The following is an 18,180-nucleotide window of genomic DNA, read 5'->3' as shown; positions in this document are numbered from 1 at the left end:
TTTTATAAGTTGAATCTAAAATCTATTTTTCCATATGTGAATTTGTTATTTATGTTTTTTTGATATAATATTATTTAAAGATATTTAAAGGATAAGGTATGGATCCGTTATTTACAACTCAAATTTTAAAATATAAAGGCAATGAATCTTTTACATGTGATGATACTTTAGTGCGTGAAATTAAGCTTGAAATTTTTATTAATGATGAAAAAGTAGGTGCTTTAATGGCAACTCCTGTAGATGAACAGGCATTAGCAATAGGATATTTAATGAGTGAAAATATCATTGCGAAAGTAAGTGATATTGAGAGTATAGAAACAAAAGATGATGGTATGAGTGTGCATATTAAAGCAAAGATTGATAAAGAAAATTTAGCAAAGCTTAATGCTGAAGGTGTAGTTATAAGTGGTTGTGGTAGAGCACATACTGCAAATATCGATCCAGAAGCGATTGAAGCGAGTAAAATTAGTTCTGATGCAAAATTTAGCAAAGGTGAAATTTTAAAACAAATGAGTACTTTTTATACTCAATGCGAGCTTTACGAGAAAACAGGCTGTGTGCATACGGCTAAGCTTTTTGTAGATGAGAAAACTTTTTTTATAGGTGAAGATATAGCTCAACATAATACCATAGATAAAGCTTTAGGAAAAGCACATTTAGCTGGGGTTGATTTAAGTCAATGTTTTTTAATGGTTAGTGGAAGGCTAAGTTCTGAAATGGTAGCTAAAGCAGTTATGCATAAAATTCCAGTGCTTGTTTCACGCACGGCTCCTACTTGTTTAGGGGTTATGATAGCAAGAAAATTTGATTTAACGCTTTGTGGTTTTGCTAGAGAAAATAAGATCAATATTTATAGTGGAGAATTTAGAATTCATGGATAAAAATCAAGAAAAAGAAATCATCTCATATATGAGAGAATTGTTAAATAGCAATGAAAAATTAGATTGTGGTACGGCTTTTAAAATTGCAAAGAAATTTAATATAAATATAGAAAAAATCGGACAATTAGCCGATGAAAATCACATGAGAATTGATAATTGCGAGTTGGGGCAATTTGGACATTTAGATTTTGAAAAAGCAAAGATTGAAGTGCTTAAAAAAATAGAACCTAGTTTAGATGAAAAGCGTAGAATTTTTTGTAAAGATGCAAGAGATATTGCTAAAGAAGGTTGTGGACTTAAAGGTATGCGTTCAGCTTTAAAAACTTATAAGGTTGATGTAAAGTATTGTCAACTTGGTTGTTTTAAAGAAAAAAAAGGTAAGCAATTTATAGTAAGAACAAAAACTTGGATTGAAAATGCGGATGGAGATTTGCTTTTTGGTCGAGGAAAAACAGAACTTTTAGAACTTATCGGACAAACAGGTAGTTTATTACATGCTTCTAAACTTATGGGGATTAATTATAAAAAAGCTTGGATGCATTTACAAACCTTACAAAAAAATTCTCAAGAAATTTTAGTTAGCACAAGACAAGGACGCTCTAAAGAATCAGGAACAAAACTTACTCCTAGAGCTATGGAATTGATGGAAAATTACTCTATTTTGCAAAAAGACATAGAAGAATACGCTAATAAACGCTTTAAAGAATTGTTTTTAAAAGGAAAAAAATAAATCTTCTATCAAAAAATACTAATACATAATTTTTTTATAATTAATTAATATTATTTTTTTAAAAATATGTTAAAATTAGAATCTAAATTTTTTATTTTTTAGGAGTTATAAGATGTTTAAATCTTTAAATATAGGTTTAAAACTTATTTTTTCTGTGGCAGCTGTTGTTGTTATTGGACTTGTTATTTTAATTTCATTAATCACAAAACAAGTAAGTCAAAATATTACCAAAAATACAGAAGATATTCTTGCTTCTATCACGAAAGAATATGCTACTCAAACTCAAGGAATTTTTGGGGAAATGATCGCTTTAAATAAAAGTATTTCAGGTACTTTAACAGAAATGTTTAGATCAACCTCTAAAGAAGATTTAGATATAGACAATATAACAAATATTATAACCAATACTTTTGATAATAGTGCTTATTCTAATTTTACTTATTTGTATCTTATTGATCCGCCAGAATACTTTAAAGAAGAGAGTAAATTTTTTAATACTCAAAGTGGAAAATTTGTTATGCTTTACGCTGATGAAGAAAAGGATAATAAAGGCGGAATAAAAGCAATACAAGCTAGTGATGAAATAGCTAATCTGCAAGTTGTGCAAGATATATTAAAAAAAGCAAAATATGGGGAAAATAAAGTATATATAGGCCGTCCTATTAAGATGAATTTAGAAGGTCAAGATTTTGATGCTGTAAATGTTGCTATGCCTATTTTTGATCGAAAAAATCAAGTTGTAGGTGTCATAGGCATGACTTTAGATTTTTCAGATATTGCTACTTATCTTTTAGACCCTAAAGGTCAAAAATATGATGGTGAATTAAGAGTTCTTTTAAATTCAGATGGTTTTATGGCGATACATCCAAATAAAAATCTAGTTTTAAAAAATTTAAAAGATATCAATCCTAATAAAGGTGCACAAGAAACTTATAAGGCCATAAGTGAAGGAAAAAATGGAGTTTTTAACTATATAGCTTCTGATGGTGATGATTCTTATGCTGCGATTAATAGTTTTAAAGTGCAAGATAGTTCTTGGGCAGTTTTGGTAACTGCTCCTAAATATTCAGTATTTAAACCCTTAAAAAAATTACAATTAATTATTCTTGGTGCATCTTTTATTTTTATTTTTGTTGTTTTAGGAGTGGTTTATTATTGCGTAAGAAAAATTGTCGCATCTAGATTGCCTGTGATTCTTAGTTCTTTAGAATCATTTTTCCGTTTTTTAAATCATGAAAAAATTGAACCTAAGGCTATTGAAATTCGTGCTAATGATGAGCTAGGAGCAATGGGAAGAATCATAAATGAAAATATTGAAAAGATTCAAATATCTTTAGAACAAGATCAAAATGCTGTAGATGAATCGGTGCAAACTGCTAGAGAAATCGAAAAGGGTAATTTAACTGCAAGAATTACTAAAAATCCTATAAATCCTCAATTAGTAGAACTTAAAAATGTTCTTAATAGGATGCTTGATGTTTTACAAAGTAAAATTGGTTCTAATATGAATGAAATTAATAGAGTTTTTGATAGTTACAAGGCTCTTGATTTTAGTACAGAAGTATTTAATGCTAAAGGTGAAGTTGAGATTACAACTAATATTTTAGGCAAAGAAATTAAAAAGATGCTTGTAGCTTCTTCAAATTTTGCTAAAGATTTAGCCAATCAGTCAGAAGAGTTAAAAAATTCTATGCAAAAACTTGCTGATGGCTCTAATGCACAAGCGAGTTCTTTAGAACAATCGGCTGCAGCTGTAGAGGAGATTAATTCTTCTATGCAAAATGTAAGTGGAAAAACAGTTGAGGTTGCTTCACAAGCTGATGATATAAAAAATATTGTCAATGTGATTAAAGATATCGCTGAGCAAACGAATCTTCTTGCTTTAAATGCAGCTATTGAAGCTGCACGTGCTGGAGAACATGGGCGTGGTTTTGCAGTTGTTGCAGATGAGGTAAGACAGCTTGCGGAAAGAACAGGAAAATCCTTATCTGAAATCGAGGCAAATATTAATATACTTGTTCAAAGCGTAAATGAAGTAGCAGAATCTGTAAAAGAACAAACAGCAGGAATCACACAGATTAACGATGCTATAGCACAACTTGAAACTGTAACTAAGGAAAATGTCGAAGTTGCAAATGTCACCAATAATATAACAAATGAAGTCAATCAAATTGCTGCGGCAATTCTTGAAGATGTGAATAAAAAAAGATTTTAAAAAAGCTCATTTTTGAGCTTTTAAATTTTTTCTATATTATTTAAAATTTTTAAACACAAAACAAGTAATAAAATAATATTATTTTTCAAAGCTAATATCAAGGAAAAATAATGAAAATTGATTGTCGCAATCTATCTTGTCCTCAGCCTATAGTTGAAACAAAAAACGCTCTTGAAAAACTTCAAGAAAATGAAATTTTAGAAATTGTTTTAAATTCTATTATTTCAAAAAATAATGTTGTAAAATTTCTTAACTCTTTAAATTTAAACCCTATTGTAGATGAAAATGCACAAGAGTTTTGCATCAAAGTACAAAAAAAGAATTTTGATTCTAGTGAAGTAAATATTCACGATTATAATGTTTTATTTTTAAAAACCGACAAAGTGGGTGAGGGTGAATTGGGACAAAATTTACTTGTAGGATTTTTAAGTACCTTAAAAAATTTAGATCATGCTCCAAGTAAAATTCTTTGCGTAAATGAAAGTGTTTTAATCAATGTTGATGAAAATCATAAAGCACATTTAGCTATGAAAGAACTTGAAAATTTAGGTATTGAGATCATAAGTTGTGGAGCTTGTCTAGAATTTTTTAATAAAAGCAAAGAACTTAAAATAGGAAATATAGGCAATGCTTATGAAATTTTAAACGAGCTTTTTGGTAAAGCAAAAATCATTACTCTATAAGGAAAAACACTGCAATATAAAAATCAAAATTTAACGCATTTTGTTAAAGCAGCAGGTTGAGCAGCGAAATTAAGCCCGGGTGGTCTTAAAACAATTTTAAATTTCATGCAAAAAACTCCTGCTTTACTTAGTGATATCGGAAATAATGAAGATGCAAGCGTATATCAAATCAGCCGCGATTTAGCTTTGGTGCAAACGCTTGATTTTATCACTCCTATAGTAGATAGTGCTTATCATTTTGGTGCTATTGCTGCAGCAAATGCTTTAAGCGATGTTTTTGCTATGGGTGCAGAGGTAATTAATGCCTTAAATATAGTAGGTTTTGATACTTGTAATCATGATGTAAATATCTTAAAAGAGCTTTTAGAAGGTGCAAATGATAAGGTTCAAGAATGCAATGCTTTAGTTGTGGGTGGCCATACTATAGAAAGCACTGAGCTTTTTTTTGGACTTAGTGTTACAGGAAAAGTACATCCTAGTAAATTTATTGCTAATAATACTTCTAAAATCGGAGATTGTATCATTTTAACCAAGCCTTTAGGAACAGGAATTTTAAGTACAGCTTTAAAGGCGCAAATGTTAAATCAAAAACATTTAGATATAATGCTTAAAAACATGATGGAGTTAAATTATAAAGCCAGTCAAATTGCTCTTAAATTTCATCCAAGTGCCATGAGTGATGTCACAGGTTTTGGACTTTTAGGACATTTAAAAGAAATGCTAAATAAAAATATTTCTTTTGAAATTTTCCAAAATGAAATTCTTTTTCTAGAGGGAGCAAAAGAATATTTTAATATGGGTTTAATTCCTGCTGGAGCTTATAAAAATTTAGAATTTATAAAAGAACTTATCCCTGATTTAAATGAAGAAAAATTATTACTTTGTGATCCGCAAACTTCAGGAGGACTTTTAATTTCTATAAGTGAAAAAGAATCCTTAGAATGTTTAAAAAAACTAGAAGATGAAAATATTCAAGCTAAAATTATTGCTAAGGTTGTAAATAAGCAAGAAAATGATATTATCATTTCTTAATTTTTGTTACTTATATACCCATTAAAATTTTTTTTATCATTTTTTATACATTTTCTATGATTTAAAATATTATTTTTATCTTATTTATATATTATTTATTAAAATTTAATTTTATCTTAGGAGATGCGAAATGATACAAAAAGCTTTAGCCTTAGCTGAAGAATTGCAAGGACAAATAGAAGCCAATATTTCAAATTCTGAAAAAGAATTTCATGCTAAAATGCAAAAACTTCTTAACAATCCCAAAAATAAAGTTATGCTTATAGAACTTTTAGATCGTTCTTTTAGATGTAAAGATAAAAATGCAAGTTTTGAGCTTATAGAATATACTTTGAGTAAATATGGCATAGCGGATTTTTTTAGCACTTTTGAAAAATTCCTACTTTTTAGCTTTTTAAATTTTGGCAAATTTGCTCCTAATTTAAGTGTGCCTTTTTTTGTCAAACATTTAAGAGAAGATACTAAAGCTATGGTTCTAGATGCAAACCCTAGTGTTTTAGAGCCGCATATTAATAAAAGAAAAGAGCAAGATAAAATTATCTTAAATGTGAATTTAATCGGCGAAGAGGTTTTAGGTGAAGCTGAGAGCAAATATCGTATGCAAAAATATGAAGAAGCTTTAAAATCAAGTTATATCACTTATATTTCCATAAAAATTACTACTATTTTTTCACAAATTAATATTATAGATTTTGATTATTCCAAAGAAGAGGTAGTAAAAAGACTAGATTATCTTTATGCTTTAGCCTTAGAAGAAGAGAAAAAACAAGGTGTATCTAAATTTATCAATCTGGATATGGAAGAATTTAGGGATTTAGAGCTCACCGTTGCAGCTTTTATGGAAAGTGTGGCTAAATTTGATATTAAAGCAGGGATTGTTTTGCAAGCTTATATTCCTGATTCTTATAAGTATCTTAAAAAACTTTTTGCTTTTTCAAAAGAGAGGGTTTTAAAAGGTATGAAGCCTATTAAGATCCGTTTTGTTAAGGGTGCTAATATGGAAAGTGAAGAAACTATTGCATCTCAAAAAGGCTGGGAGCTTCCTACTTTTTACAAAAAAATAGATACTGATAGCAATTATAATAAAATGCTTGATTTTATTCTTGAAGGAGATAATTATAAATACATCAACATAGGAATTGCAAGTCATAATATCTTTGAGATTACTTATGCTTATACACGCATAAGTGAAGCGGGTGCTTTAGATTCTTTTACTTTTGAAATGCTTGAAGGTATGAGTTTACAATGTTCTTATCAATTATCCAAAATGCATGATTTAATCCTTTATGCCCCAGTTTGTGATGAAGCACATTTTAACAATGCTATTGCTTATCTTGTAAGACGCCTTGATGAAAATACAAGTGAAGATAATTTTATGCGTTATTTTTTCAATCTTAAAGTAGGAGATAAAAACTGGAATATCCAAAAAGAACTTTTTTTAAAATCTTTAGAAGGTATAAAAACTCTTGATAATACTACACATCGTAAGCAAGATAGAAATAAAGAGCAAAATATCACAAGTTCTTACGAGAGTAAAAAATTTAGCAATGAAAGTGATACAGATTTTATTTTAGCGCAAAATAGAGTTTGGGCTAAAGAAATTAAAGCTAAATATGAAAATTTAAAAGATTATGATGTTTATCCTGTTATAGGTGAGCTTGATTTTAAAGCAGAAAATTTAAATGTTTTAGAAGTTAAAGATAAGATTGAAGATAGAGTGATAGGAAAGGCTTATTTAGCAGGAGAAAAAGAAATCAAACAAGCTTTAGAAGTAGCTAAAAATTCCAAATTTACACAAAAAAGTCATGATGAAATTTATCAAATTTTAGCCAAAAGCGCAAAACTTATGAGAGAAAGAAGGGGAGATTTAATAGGTTTGGCAGCTTTAGAAGTGGGCAAAACCTTTTTAGAGATCGATCCTGAAGTAAGTGAGGCTATTGATTTTATAGAGTTTTATCCGCACTCTTTAGAAGAGCTTAAAAAACAAAATCCAAAAGTTAAATTCGCACCTAAGGGCATAGGGGTTACCATAGCTCCTTGGAATTTTCCTGTAGGGATTTCAGTGGGCACCATAGCTGCACCACTAGCTGCAGGTAATGTGGTGATTTACAAACCTTCTTCACTTTCAACTCTAACAGGTTATATGCTTTGTAAGTGTTTTTGGGATGCAGGTATTCCAAAAGACGCTTTGATTTTCTTACCTTCAAAAGGAAGTGATATTTCTAAATATTTACTTGTTGATGAAGCGATTAAATTTTCAATTCTTACAGGAGGAGAGGATACTGCTTATGCTATGTTAAAAGCTAATCCAACCTTGCTTTTAAGTGCTGAAACGGGCGGAAAGAATGCGACTATAGTTTCTAAATTTGCTGATCGTGATAGTGCGATTAAAAATATCATTCATTCTGCTTTTAGCAATAGCGGTCAAAAATGTTCAGCTACTTCTTTGCTAGTCTTAGAAGAAGAAGTTTATCATGATGAAGAATTTAAAAAGACTTTAGTAGATGCTGCAAGTTCTATGGCAGTAGGCAATCCTTTTGAATTTAAAAATAAATTGGGTTCTTTAGCTGATAAGCCAAGTTCTAAAGTTCAAAAGGCCTTAGATGAATTACAACCTTATGAAGAATGGGCATTAAAACCTAAGTTTTTAGAGGATAATCCTTATTTGATGACTCCAGGCATAAAATATGGCACTAAAAAGGGTGATTTTACTCATATGAATGAACTTTTTGTACCGATTTTAAGTGTAATGAAGGCTAAAGACTTAAAAGAAGCTATTGATATAGTAAATTCCACAGGTTATGGTTTAACTGCAGGTTTTGAAAGCTTAGATGAAAGAGAATGGGAGTATTTTCACACTCACATAGAAGCAGGAAATATTTATATTAACAAACCAACCACAGGGGCTATAGTGCTGCGTCAACCTTTTGGTGGGATTAAAAAATCTGCCATAGGTTTGGGTAGAAAAGTGGGAATTTATAATTATATCACTCAATTTTTAGAGATTAAGCAAGAAGATTTTGATGATCATTTAATTGAAGATAAATTTTCAAAAAAATTAGCACAAATAGATTTAAAAGAAGCACAAGATTTTATGAACGATTTAATTAAAATGTCTCAATCTTATGCTTATCATTATAAAAATGAGTTTAGTGTTTCAAAAGATTATGTCAATATTCGTGGAGAAGATAATCTTTTTTCTTATACTAAAATAAAGAATATGGTTTTAAGACTTTGTGGAAATGAAAGCTTAAAAGATGTTTTAGGTGTGGTTTTAGGTGCAAATATTGCAAATATTGATCTAAGTATCAGTTATGATGAACAAGATGTTAGTATGATAGAACGAATTGTTCAAAGCATAGGAGCAAAAGTATTGTTTTTAAAAGAAAATAAAGAAAATTTTATCAAGAGTATTAAAGAATATGAAAGAGTGCGTTATTTAGCAAAGCCAGATGTAAATGATGAGATTTATAAAGAGGCTGCAAAGCTTGCTAAAATCATTATAAGAGAAAAGCCATTATTAAATGGTCGTTTTGAACTTTTAAATTATTTTAATGAAAAAGCTTTAAGTATATCTTTTCATCGTTATGGAAATTTAGGCATTAGAGCAATATCTTAATGATCAAGGAGAGATTGATGGAAGTGGTTCAAATTAATACCCCAATAGCAGTGATGTTTGTAGTGTATGCCTTATTAATGCTTTATATAGGTTTTTATTTTTATAAGCAAAATAAAAATTCAGAGGATTATTTTCTAGGTGGGCGTACTATGGGGCCTGTGATATCTGCACTTAGCGCAGGGGCTTCTGATATGAGTGGTTGGCTTTTAATGGGTTTACCGGGAGCTTTATATGTAAGTGGTTTTATAGATTCTTATATTGCAATTGGGCTTACTATAGGAGCTAGTTTAAATTGGATTTTTGTGGCAAAAAGACTTAGAATTTATACCAGTGTGATTGCAAATTCTTTGACTATTCCTGATTATTTTGAAACTCGTTTTGATGATGATAAACATATACTGCGCATCGTATGTGCGGTGGTAATTTTGATATTTTTTACCTTTTATGTTTCATCAGGGCTTGTAAGCGGAGCAAAACTTTTTGAAAGTACTTTTGGTATCAGATACGATTATGCTTTAACTACTGGAACGATTATTATTGTTGCTTATACTTTTTTAGGTGGATATAAGGCGGTTTGTTGGACGGATATGATACAAGGACTTTTAATGATGATAGCTTTAATTATTGTACCTTTGGTTATGCTTTATCATTTAGGTGGCTTTGGTGAAGCGATGAATATAGTAAAAGAAATAAAACCACAAGCTTTATCTATGGGCGAAGGAGTAGGAGTTATAAGTATTATATCTGCACTTGCTTGGGGTTTGGGTTATTTTGGTCAACCACATATTTTAGTGCGTTTTATGTCGATTCGTTCTACTAAAGATATTCCTATGGCCACTTTTATAGGTATTGCTTGGATGGCGGTTTGTCTTTTAAGTGCTTGTATGATAGGTATTTTGGGCATAGCTTATGTGCATAAATTTGAATTAAGTTTGCAAGATCCTGAAAAGATTTTCATCGTGATGTCGCAGCTTTTATTTAATCCTTGGATAGCAGGTATTTTACTCAGTGCTATTTTAGCGGCTATTATGAGTACGGCAAGTTCACAATTGCTGGTTTCAAGTTCTACTATAGCGGAAGATTTTTATAAAAAGATTTTTAGAGAAGATGCACCAAGTCATATTGTATTAAATTTAGGTAAATTAGGTGTTTTATTGGTAGCTGTAATAGCGTTTTTGATTTCTACTGATAAAAACTCAAGTGTTTTGAGTATAGTTTCTTATGCATGGGCTGGATTTGGAGCTTCTTTTGGTTCTGTAATGCTTTTTTCTTTATTTTGGAGTAGGATGACAAGAGTAGGAGCGATCTTAGGTATGATAACAGGAGCTGCTACTGTGGTGCTTTGGAAGAATTTTGCAAATTCAGGTCTTTATGAAATAGTTCCAGGGTTTTTAGCAGCTTCGGCGGTGATTATTATTGCAAGTTTGTTTACAAATGTAAGATCTGGAACTAAAGCAGCTTATGAAAAGATGTTAAAAGAGCTTTGAGAACAAAAGCCTTTTTTAAGGCTTTTGTATTAAAAATCTTAGCGTGGGTCCACTTTGATCGATTTCAAGCACTTTAAAACCACGGTTTTTTACATCTTGAGGTATGGAATTGATACTTTGTGGGCAATCGCAAAGCACTTCCAAAATTTCTCCACTTTTAAGCTTAGGTAAGACATCAAGTGTTGCTATAGCAGGATAAGGACAAGCTTCACCTTGTAAATTTAAACTATAAGTAATTTTCACTGTTTATCCTTTAAGTTGATTTTTAAAAAAGTGTTTTTTGTAAAATACTACAAAAACAAACATTAAGATGAATAAAATAAGGTTGATAAAAAATCCATTTAAATTGCCAAATTCAGTTAAAAGATTGATTTTTATACCTTCTTTAAAAGCTTTTGGTAAAAAGTCATAACTTAAAGCTAAAATCATAGTTCCTATTATATTTGCAATTCCTACTATTATAAAATGACTTTGTCCTTCAAAGGCACGATAAGTCCAACCACACTCGCAACCTCCGGCAAAAACTATACCAAAACCAAACAAAAATGCTCCCACAGCTACAGCAGGAGAAAGTTCTATGAGTTTACTAGTATGACCCTGCAAGATAAAAGCAAAAGCGATTAAAGAGGCGATAATCATACCGATTAATGCGCCTTTTATAGCATTATCTCTACCAAATAAAAATAAATCTCTAAAGCAAGAAGTAAAACAAATTTGCCCTCTAGAAATAACAAAGCCAAAAACAAAACCAAAAATCAGTGCTAAAGCTAGAAGACTTTGTTTGTTTTGTGTGCTGATATTGCCATTTGTAAAAACAAGATAAAACACCCAAACTAAAAAGGCTATGAAAAGCAATATGCCTAAGTTAAAATATAATTTTGTACGCAAACTTTGCTTGTTTAACGGCAAGTTTTCTTTATTTACACGTTCTAATTTAGCTTTAGGTTTAAAAAAGGAAGTGTTGCAAATTTTCACTCCTAGATAAATTCCTAAAACCATAAAAACAGTAAAAAGCCAAGTGTGTAAAGAAAAATAAGGTAAACCTGTAAAAAAATTAGCTAAATTGCATCCAAATGCAAGTCTTGCTCCATATCCTGAAAGAATTCCACCTACTATTGCTTGAAAAATTCTTATATTGCTAGCAGGTAGACGAAATTTGACTTTGTTAGCTAAAAGTGCGGCTACTAAACAACCTATAAACATACCTATGAGCATAATACCATCAGTTCTTGTTAAAGGGGTTCCATTTAAATTTTGCTTTTGGTAATAAGAATATCCATCTAAATTCATACCTAAAAGCTCTAAAAACTCGCCACCCCAACGTGTCATTTCTCCAGTAACAGCCCAAACGCCACCAAAAATCCCAAAATACACTGCACTTAAAATTCCAAGTGCAATCATAGAACGGGAATTGTCCCAAAAATTGATTAAATATTTTTGTTTAAAAGAATTCAAAGAAAGATCCTAAAAATGTAATCATCAAAACTTGATGCTAAAAAAGAGTGAGATTATAGCTTAAATTTAATATGAAGTCAAAAAGAATATTGATAAATTTATTTTGTTTTTCATTAAAAATCGCTATAATTATCACTTTGGAAGATTAGCGTATCTGGTGATCGCCACTGACTTCAAATCAGATGAAAGGATAGTTGACTATTCTTTGGGGAGTTCGATTCTCTCATCTTCTCGCCAATATTAAGTAAAATCAAGGAAATTTTTATGAGCAAAGCAGATATTATTGTCGGCATTCAATGGGGCGATGAAGGAAAAGGTAAGGTAGTTGATAAATTATGTGAAAATTATGATTTTGTTTGCAGAAGTGCAGGTGGACACAATGCAGGACATACGATTTGGGTAAATGGTGTAAGATATGCGCTTCATCTTATGCCAAGTGGAGTTTTGCATCCAAGATGTATTAATATTATCGGAAATGGAGTTGTGGTTTCTCCTGAAGTATTGATTGCTGAAATGGCTCAATTTGAAAATTTAAAAGGTAGATTATATATCAGCGATAGAGCTCATTTAAATTTAAAACATCATTCTTTAATAGACATTGCAAAAGAAAAGCTCAAAGGCAAAAATGCCATAGGAACAACAGGTAAGGGTATAGGACCTTCTTATGCAGATAAGATTAATCGTACAGGACATAGAGTTGGAGAGCTTTTAGAACCACAAAGACTTTGCGAGGCTTTGATAAAAGATTTTGAAGCTAATAAAACTTTTTTTGAAATGCTTGAAATTGAAATTCCAAGTGCTGAAGAATTGCTTGCTGATTTAAAACGTTTTAATGAAATTTTAACTCCTTATATTACAGATACTACAAGAATGCTTTGGAAGGCTTTAGATGAAGATAAAAGAGTACTTTTAGAAGGAGCTCAGGGCTCTATGCTTGATATTGATCATGGAACTTATCCTTATGTTACAAGTTCAAGTACTATTTCAGCAGGCGCTTTAACAGGACTTGGGTTAAATCCTAAAGAAGCGGGAAATATTATAGGTATTGTAAAAGCTTATGCAACGCGTGTGGGAAATGGAGCTTTTCCTACTGAGGATAAGGGCGAAGATGGAGAAAAAATTGCGCAAATTGGAAAAGAGATTGGCGTAAGCACGGGACGCAAAAGACGCTGTGGATGGTTTGATGCGGTTGCTGTAAGATATACAGCAAGGCTTAATGGTCTTGATGCTTTATCTTTGATGAAGCTTGATGTTTTAGATGGTTTTGAAAAGATAAAAATTTGTCGTGCTTATGAATATAAGGGTATGGAAATCGACTATATACCAAGTGATTTAGAAAATGTTCAACCTATTTATGAAGAAATGGATGGTTGGGATAAAGTTTTTGGTATAAAAGATTATGATTTATTGCCAGAAAATGCTAAAAAATATATAGCAAGACTTGAAGAGCTTGCAGGGGTTAAGGTAAAGTATATTTCTACTAGCCCTGAAAGAGATGATACTATCATCTTATGAAAAGTAAATATAATTCTGTTGTAAAGGTAAGAAAACAACAACTTGATAAAGCAGAATCAAATCTTAATCAAGCCAAACAAAGACAGCTTGAACATGAAAAAGCTTATGAACTTTCACGCCAAGAGTGTGAAAGTTTAGGCGTATTGCCAAAATCAGGATCTATAGCAGAGTTAAGATCGAATTTAAGTATGGCACAAGTAGGACGCGAGGCTTTGGCAAGAGCTAAGGAGAAAGTAGAACTTTCTAAAAAAGAAATGAATCATTATCAGTTTTTATATCAAAAAGCACATTTAGATTATGAAAAAATGAAGGTTTTAGAAGCCGAGGAAATTAAACAAAAGCAAAAAGAACTTGCCAAGGCTGAAGAAAAATTTTTAGATGAAATTGCAATCAGTCGTTTTTTCAAAGGAGAAAAAGATGATTAAAAAATTTATATTGTTAGTTTTTATTTCAAGTGTAGTTTTTGGAGCTGAACAAGATTGTGAGCAGTATTTTGAAGCTAGAAAAGCTCAAATTGAATTGCAAACTAGAGAATTTGATGAAGCAAGACAATCTTTAGAAGCTTATAAAGCCTCTTTTGAAGCTTTGCAAAAAGAAAGGCTTGAAAATTTAGAAAAAAAAGAGGCTGAGGTTAATGCAACTTTGGCAAAAATTGAAGAATTAAAGCTTGAAAACGCAAGGCTTGTAGAAAAACAACAAAAGATTTTAAATTCAATCAATGATAAAACTCAAGGTAGGGTTAAAGAAATTTATTCCCAAATGAAAGATGCAGCCATTGCAGATGTTTTAAGTCAAATGGATGCAGAGGATGCAAGCAAAATAATGCTTTCTTTGGAATCGCGTAAAATTTCAGGTGTTTTATCTAAAATGGATCCAAAAAAAGCTAGCGAGCTTACTTTGCTTTTGAAAAATTTAGATAATAATGCTAGTAATTAGGTGATTAAAATAATGAAAATTTTTCATTTTTAACATTCTTTTACCAAAAATAAGCTATTATTTCAAACATTATCAAATAAAAGGTTTTTAAGATGCGTATAAAATTACCACATATTCCTTATATCGCAAATAAAATGATGTTAGATATAGCTAATTCTTCTTTTGTAGAAATTAAAGATCAATTAGAAAAGCTTAAGGTATGTATAATAGAAGTTTTAGAGAAAGATATTCTAAATGAAAGAAAATTAGATGAAAGAGTAAAAGAGCTTTTAGAGCAACAAGAAGATGAAATGGAGCTTATGCAAGTAGATCGTAAAAATATGTTTTGGCTTGTGAAGAAAAAGTTAGCTCCTGAATTTAATGTGATTTTAGATTCTGAAGATAGACATAATCATCTAGCGCATCAAATTTTAGAAGAACTTGTAGAGAATGATTATATTAATTTTATAGTGAGTGAAAATAGAGTTAAAAATTTAATCTTTTCAAGCATAGAGTCTTATCTTAAAATTTATGAAAAACTTGAAGATGAGGTTTATGAGAAAATTAGCAATTATAAAACAAAACCTATTCCAGGTAGCGAAGAATACGATCTTATCTTTGAAAAACTCTATCAAGAAGAGCTCAGAAAAAAAGGTATGTTTTAATGAAGGCTTATATTTATTTAGAAAATGATATTTTTTTAAGTGCTAAGGCTTTTGGAAAGAGCGGTACTTTTTTTGGAGAGCTTGTATTTAACACTTCTTTAACAGGGTATCAAGAAATTATTTCAGATCCTTCTTATGCAGGGCAATTTATCGTATTTTCCATGCCAGAAATTGGTATAGTGGGAACCAATGAAAATGATAATGAAAGCAAGGAAATTTTTGCAAGTGGTGTTTTAATGCGTGAATTAAGTTCCAGTTTTTCAAATTTTCGCGCTAAAGAAAGTCTGCAAGATTATCTTGAAAAACATGGAAAAATAGGAATTTATGAACTTGATACGAGATATCTAGTAAAAATGATAAGAAATAATGGCAATTTAAGAGCTGTAATTTCAACTGAAATTTCAAATAAAGAAGATTTAAAAATCGCCTTAGAAAAATCAGCAAAAATTGATGAAGTAAATTTTGTAAAAGAAGTTAGCACTAAGAAAAATTATTCTCATAAACAAGGCGTTTGGAACGCTAGTTTTCAAAAATTTAATGATGCTAAAAGAAGTGAGAAAAAAGTTGCTGTTATAGATTATGGTGTTAAAACAAATATCTTAAATGAACTTGTAGAAGTAGGTTTTGAAGTAGAAGTTTATCCATATAATGTTAAAGCAGATGAGTTGATTACTCTGTATAAAAAAGGTGAAATTCAAGGCGTGTTTCTTTCTAATGGTCCAGGTGAGCCAAGGATTTTAAAACAAGAGATTGCAGAGATTAAAAAACTTGCAGAAGCTAAAATTCCTATGCTTGGAATTTGCTTAGGTCACCAGCTTTTAAGTAATGCTTTTGGATATGAAACTTATAAAATGAAATTTGGACAACATGGAGCAAATCATCCTGTGATCAATCTTGATACAAAAACGGTAGAAATTACCGCACAAAATCATAATTATAATGTTCCAGAAGAATTAGCTCAAGTGGCTCATATCACTCATAGAAATTTATTTGGCGATAATGTTGAAGGAGTAAGATATAAAGACTATCCTATTATTTCAGTACAACATCATCCAGAAAGTTCTTCAGGTCCTCATGAAAGTAAGTATATTTTTAAAGAATTTATGAATTTGATGTGAGTATAGATTTTTTAGCTATTATCAGCGTTGCTTTTTTATCTAGTTTTGGACATTGCTATTCTATGTGTGGTGGTTTTAATTTACTTTTTATAAATTTGAATTCAAAAAGCAATAATTTATTTTTATTAACTTTTATTTATCATTTGTTTAGAATTTTTGCTTATATTGTTTTAGGGATAATTTTTGGGACTTTTGGGAATATCTTGGCAATCAATGCTAAGGTTCAAAGTTTGTCATTTTTTATTCTTGGTATATTTATGATGATTTTGGGTTTTGCTCTTATTTTTAGAGGCAATATGTTATCTTTTATTGAAAATAATGTTTTTTTTGATAGTTTTGTAAAGAAAATTATTAAAAAATCTAAAAATTTTAAAGGATTAAAATCAGCCATATTTTTAGGATTTTCAAATGGTTTTGTTCCTTGTGGATTGGTGTATTTTTTTATAGCCAATGCAATGAGTAAGCAAAATATTTTTGAAGGTATTTTGGTAATGATGATTTTTGGAATATCAACTTTACCTGCGATGTTATTTTTTTCTAAAATTTCACAGTTTTTTAGTGATTTTTTGAAAAATTTATTTAATTATTTATCGTATGGCGTTATTGTTTGTTACGGTATAAATCTTGCCTATATAGGTTTTAAGGCTTTTCAATGAAAGATTTTTTTAAAGATCAGTTTTTTAAAGCTCTTGAAAAAAATACAATTTTTTCAAGAGCTGATGTTCAAGGAAATTTAATTTTTGTCAGTGATAAACTTTGTCAAATAAGTGGATATAGTAAAAAAGAGCTTATAGGAAAAAAACATTCAATATTTAAACATCCAGATGTTGAGGAATGTTATATTGAAGAACTTTTAAAAAAACTTTCATATAAAAAACCTTATCAAGTTATTTTTAAAAATATTGATAAATTAGGCAAAACTTTCTATCTTGAAACTTTATTAATCCCCATATTGGATAAAAATAATGAATTAATAGAAATAGTAGCATTCTCTCATGATGTTAGTAATTCTTTTAAGCTTAATGAAGAGCTTGCTCTAAATCACGCTAAATTAAGAGAATTAAGTATTAATCTTGAAAATACAGTTAAAAATCACCAACAAGAATTTATACAGTTAGGTAAAAAATTTGAGAAAAAAATGCAAATTGCCTTGGAAAAAAATGAAAAAGATATTAAAATAGCATATGAAGAGATTTTGAAATCTTCATTAGAACAAATGATTAGCGATATAGCACATCAATGGAGACAACCGTTAAATGAGCTCGGTATTGCCATGTTTCAAATGAAGCAAAATCTTAAAGATGAAAAAGGATTTGCTGAAATTTACTCACAATCAAAAGATATGATTAAAAATATGTCAGAAACAATTGATGTGTTTAGAACTTTGTTTAACAAAGGAGTAGAGCAGTGTGTATTTATAAAAGAGACTTTAAATAAAGCCTTGGAAATTGCTTTTGAAACTATAGAAAAAAATCATGTAAATATTAATATTGTTTCGAAAAGTGATTATGAAGTTTTGGCATATGAGAATGGTTTAATAAGAGTTTTTCTTAATTTGATTTTAAATTCAATAGAAGCATTTAAAAACAAAAAAAGGAAAATCATAACAATAAATTTTTCAAAATTTGGAAAAAATTATCTGAAAATTACAATAAAAGATAATGCTGGTGGGATTGATAAAGAAAATTTAGATAAAATTTTTCAACCTTATTTTACAACAAAACATCCTAGTCAAGGTATAGGAGTAGGACTTTATATAAGTAGACAAATTATCGAAAGTTTCCAAGGAAAAATAAAAGTTAAAAATGGAAAAGACGGGGCTTGTTTTGAGATATTTTTAAAACTAAAAGAGAGGGTAGAGTAGA

The 18,180-nt window shown here is 29.9% G+C and carries 16 protein-coding genes and 1 tRNA gene; 15 read left to right on the top strand and 2 right to left on the bottom strand.

Annotated elements, in window-relative coordinates; genetic code table 11:
- Window positions 1-98 precede the first annotated feature (98 nt).
- The 7 genes from fdhD (at window position 99) to putP (ending at window position 10,647) form a co-directional block, all read left to right on the top strand.
- Window positions 99-881, top strand: a complete 783-nt coding sequence (gene fdhD / locus AJ882_RS02000) for a formate dehydrogenase accessory sulfurtransferase FdhD (protein ID WP_002867230.1) — start codon at window positions 99-101, stop codon at window positions 879-881.
- Window positions 874-1,611, top strand: coding sequence for a winged helix-turn-helix domain-containing protein (locus tag AJ882_RS01995; RefSeq protein ID WP_002867231.1), 738 nt, complete (start codon window positions 874-876; stop codon window positions 1,609-1,611). The genes fdhD and AJ882_RS01995 overlap by 8 nt, the downstream gene beginning before the upstream one ends.
- 112 nt (window positions 1,612-1,723) lie before the next feature.
- Window positions 1,724-3,826: an aspartate chemotaxis receptor CcaA gene (ccaA, locus tag AJ882_RS01990; protein WP_002833220.1), complete on the top strand. Its 2,103-nt coding sequence runs from the start codon at window positions 1,724-1,726 to the stop codon at window positions 3,824-3,826.
- A gap of 110 nt (window positions 3,827-3,936) precedes the next feature.
- Window positions 3,937-4,509, top strand: coding sequence for a sulfurtransferase-like selenium metabolism protein YedF (yedF, locus tag AJ882_RS01985; RefSeq protein WP_002867232.1), 573 nt, complete (start codon window positions 3,937-3,939; stop codon window positions 4,507-4,509).
- A 9-nt stretch (window positions 4,510-4,518) separates the two neighbouring features.
- On the top strand, window positions 4,519-5,541 hold the full coding sequence (gene selD / locus AJ882_RS01980) for a selenide, water dikinase SelD (protein WP_011049992.1): 1,023 nt from the start codon (window positions 4,519-4,521) through the stop codon (window positions 5,539-5,541).
- A gap of 130 nt (window positions 5,542-5,671) precedes the next feature.
- A complete protein-coding gene (locus AJ882_RS01975) occupies window positions 5,672-9,160 on the top strand; it encodes a proline dehydrogenase family protein (protein ID WP_002867234.1) in 3,489 nt (1,162 codons plus the stop codon).
- Window positions 9,161-9,177: 17 nt separating this feature from the next.
- On the top strand, window positions 9,178-10,647 hold the full coding sequence (putP, locus tag AJ882_RS01970; RefSeq protein WP_002867235.1) for a sodium/proline symporter PutP: 1,470 nt from the start codon (window positions 9,178-9,180) through the stop codon (window positions 10,645-10,647).
- A gap of 15 nt (window positions 10,648-10,662) precedes the next feature.
- Here the strand turns inward: putP and yedF (AJ882_RS01965) are convergent, their stop codons facing one another.
- Both yedF (AJ882_RS01965) and yedE read right to left on the bottom strand, forming a co-directional pair.
- Window positions 10,663-10,890, bottom strand: coding sequence for a sulfurtransferase-like selenium metabolism protein YedF (gene yedF, locus AJ882_RS01965; protein ID WP_002851188.1), 228 nt, complete (start codon window positions 10,888-10,890; stop codon window positions 10,663-10,665).
- Between the two features lie 3 nt (window positions 10,891-10,893).
- Window positions 10,894-12,102: a selenium metabolism membrane protein YedE/FdhT gene (gene yedE / locus AJ882_RS01960; protein WP_002851361.1), complete on the bottom strand. Its 1,209-nt coding sequence runs from the start codon at window positions 12,100-12,102 to the stop codon at window positions 10,894-10,896.
- 139 nt (window positions 12,103-12,241) lie between these two features.
- On the opposite strand from yedE, the gene AJ882_RS01955 reads away from it, so the two are divergent.
- The 8 genes from AJ882_RS01955 to bumS all read left to right on the top strand — a co-directional run bounded on the left by AJ882_RS01955 (window position 12,242) and on the right by bumS (window position 18,179).
- A tRNA-Sec gene (locus AJ882_RS01955) sits at window positions 12,242-12,339 on the top strand.
- A gap of 27 nt (window positions 12,340-12,366) precedes the next feature.
- Entirely contained in the window at window positions 12,367-13,617 is a 1,251-nt protein-coding gene (locus AJ882_RS01950) for an adenylosuccinate synthase (protein ID WP_002855302.1), read from the top strand.
- Entirely contained in the window at window positions 13,614-14,042 is a 429-nt protein-coding gene (locus AJ882_RS01945; RefSeq protein ID WP_002797496.1) for a flagellar export protein FliJ, read from the top strand. The genes AJ882_RS01950 and AJ882_RS01945 overlap by 4 nt, the downstream gene beginning before the upstream one ends.
- Complete coding sequence (locus AJ882_RS01940; protein WP_002855458.1) at window positions 14,035-14,553, top strand: MotE family protein; 519 nt, start codon at window positions 14,035-14,037, stop codon at window positions 14,551-14,553. Before AJ882_RS01945 ends, AJ882_RS01940 begins: the two co-directional genes overlap by 8 nt.
- Window positions 14,554-14,645: 92 nt before the next feature.
- Window positions 14,646-15,197 (top strand): DUF507 family protein, encoded by a 552-nt coding sequence (locus AJ882_RS01935; protein ID WP_002851269.1) that lies wholly within the window; start codon window positions 14,646-14,648, stop codon window positions 15,195-15,197.
- Complete coding sequence (gene carA / locus AJ882_RS01930; protein ID WP_002851156.1) at window positions 15,197-16,315, top strand: glutamine-hydrolyzing carbamoyl-phosphate synthase small subunit; 1,119 nt, start codon at window positions 15,197-15,199, stop codon at window positions 16,313-16,315. The genes AJ882_RS01935 and carA overlap by 1 nt, the downstream gene beginning before the upstream one ends.
- Window positions 16,312-16,971 carry a sulfite exporter TauE/SafE family protein gene (locus AJ882_RS01925; RefSeq protein ID WP_002867237.1) on the top strand — a complete coding sequence of 220 codons (660 nt, stop codon included), beginning with the start codon at window positions 16,312-16,314 and terminating at the stop codon, window positions 16,969-16,971. The genes carA and AJ882_RS01925 overlap by 4 nt, the downstream gene beginning before the upstream one ends.
- Window positions 16,968-18,179 (top strand): butyrate sensor histidiine kinase-like phosphatase BumS, encoded by a 1,212-nt coding sequence (gene bumS / locus AJ882_RS01920; protein ID WP_002851243.1) that lies wholly within the window; start codon window positions 16,968-16,970, stop codon window positions 18,177-18,179. The genes AJ882_RS01925 and bumS overlap by 4 nt, the downstream gene beginning before the upstream one ends.
- Window position 18,180: the final 1 nt, after the last annotated feature.

It is taken from the genome of Campylobacter sp. BCW_6461, from assembly GCF_001762735.1.
Taxonomy (GTDB): Bacteria; Campylobacterota; Campylobacteria; order Campylobacterales; family Campylobacteraceae; genus Campylobacter_D; species Campylobacter_D jejuni.
Note: the sequence above shows the minus strand (reverse complement) of the source record. Positions and strands in the feature narration are given on the sequence as shown.

Coding starts and splice junctions, on each gene's coding strand:
- bumS (WP_002851243.1), top strand. CDS start 16,968: ATGAAAGATTTTTTTAAAGATCAGTTTTTTAAAGCTCTTGAAAAAAAT.
- AJ882_RS01975 (WP_002867234.1), top strand. CDS start 5,672: ATGATACAAAAAGCTTTAGCCTTAGCTGAAGAATTGCAAGGACAAATA.
- AJ882_RS01945 (WP_002797496.1), top strand. CDS start 13,614: ATGAAAAGTAAATATAATTCTGTTGTAAAGGTAAGAAAACAACAACTT.
- AJ882_RS01935 (WP_002851269.1), top strand. CDS start 14,646: ATGCGTATAAAATTACCACATATTCCTTATATCGCAAATAAAATGATG.
- ccaA (WP_002833220.1), top strand. CDS start 1,724: ATGTTTAAATCTTTAAATATAGGTTTAAAACTTATTTTTTCTGTGGCA.
- yedF (WP_002867232.1), top strand. CDS start 3,937: ATGAAAATTGATTGTCGCAATCTATCTTGTCCTCAGCCTATAGTTGAA.
- AJ882_RS01995 (WP_002867231.1), top strand. CDS start 874: ATGGATAAAAATCAAGAAAAAGAAATCATCTCATATATGAGAGAATTG.
- putP (WP_002867235.1), top strand. CDS start 9,178: ATGGAAGTGGTTCAAATTAATACCCCAATAGCAGTGATGTTTGTAGTG.
- AJ882_RS01950 (WP_002855302.1), top strand. CDS start 12,367: ATGAGCAAAGCAGATATTATTGTCGGCATTCAATGGGGCGATGAAGGA.
- fdhD (WP_002867230.1), top strand. CDS start 99: ATGGATCCGTTATTTACAACTCAAATTTTAAAATATAAAGGCAATGAA.
- carA (WP_002851156.1), top strand. CDS start 15,197: ATGAAGGCTTATATTTATTTAGAAAATGATATTTTTTTAAGTGCTAAG.
- AJ882_RS01940 (WP_002855458.1), top strand. CDS start 14,035: ATGATTAAAAAATTTATATTGTTAGTTTTTATTTCAAGTGTAGTTTTT.